Source organism: Chitinophaga sp., assembly GCF_017745275.1.
In the GTDB taxonomy this organism is placed as follows: Bacteria; Bacteroidota; Bacteroidia; order Chitinophagales; family Chitinophagaceae; genus Chitinophaga.
Window position 1 is genome coordinate 1 of the sequence record NZ_JAGHZS010000019.1, and the last position, 1,226, is coordinate 1,226.

The 1,226-nt window shown below is 71.5% G+C and carries 1 protein-coding gene; it reads right to left on the minus strand.

The features are described from left to right. Positions 1 to 276: 276 nt before the first annotated feature. Positions 277 to 1,226 (minus strand): glycoside hydrolase family 27 protein (locus J7623_RS31705; RefSeq protein ID WP_291929405.1); only part of this gene is annotated, 950 nt, incomplete at its 5' end.

Genomic DNA, 1,226 nt, shown 5'->3' on the forward strand with positions numbered 1-1,226 from the left:
GTGCTGGTGGTGGGCGTGCTGCTCGGTGGCCCGCTGGGCCTGGGCACGCTGCTGTTCGCGTTCGGCGTGGGGCCGCTGACCCAGTTCTTCCTGCGCTGGCTGGTAGTGCCGCTGGAGGCGCCACCGCGCGGGGCGGTGCCCGATTGCGAGGCCCGCGGCGGCGAATGACGCCTGCTGCGGCCGCTGCGTGGCGCCACCCGGCGCAGGGGTCGGAGTACGGATCCCTTTTCCCCGGGCGCCGGTCGCCTGGTCTCTGCGCGCCGCGGCGCGATGCCGTCAGCGCAGCGGCGACAGCCTGAACAGCGCGGCGCCGTGCGGTGCCACTTCCGGACTGAACGTGCCTTCCACTGACGGCAGGTCGGCGTGGTGCCACAGGTCGCGCACCGCGACCCTGCCGTGCAGGCCAAGCGTGGCCAGCTCAACCGGAATGGGCCGCGTCGATGCGGCGCCGGGCTGCGCATCGCGGATATCGAACACCGCCAGGTAGACCGCGCCGTCGCCGGCATCGGCGACCCAGGCGACCTTGCCGTCCTCGGTGCGTAACAGCTGGCGGTTGCCGCTGCTGCGCTGGTTCACCGCCAGCACCTCGTCGTTGGTGAGCAGCGACCAGGTGAAGTCGTCGGTGCGGGTCAGGTCGCCCCCGTGGATCAGCGGCGAGCGGGCGATGCTCCACAGCGTCATCAGCGTGTACTGCTCGTCGCGGGTGAAGCGGGTGGGGCGGCCGAACTCGACCAGGCCCAGCGGCAGCATGTCGGCATCCGGCCAGGCGCCGGCGATGCGGTACGGCGTCCAGTCGTGCAGGCGCTTGAACTGGGCCAGCAGCAGCGGCCACTGGTCCCAGAAGTCGTCGCTGATCCGCCACATGTTGGCGTGCGTGCTGACGTGCGGGCCGGCCGACAGCGGCGTTTCGCCGGGGGAGATGCTGAGCACGATCGGCCGCCCGGTCCTGTCGATCGCCTTGCGGATCGCCTCGACCTCGGCCTGGTGGTAGGGGCGGGCGAGGTCGTCGACCTTGACGAAGTCCACGCCCCAGTCGGCGAGCTGCTGCATCAGCGAGTCGTAGTAGGCCTGCGCGCCCGGCTTGGACATGTCCACGCCGTACATGTCCGGATTCCACGGGCAGGTGCTGGTGCGGTCGGCGATGTCGGCGGCGCGGTAGGACGTGCCGAGCACGGGGGTGTTGCGTTCCACCGCCTGGCGCGGGATGCCGCGCATCATGTGGATGC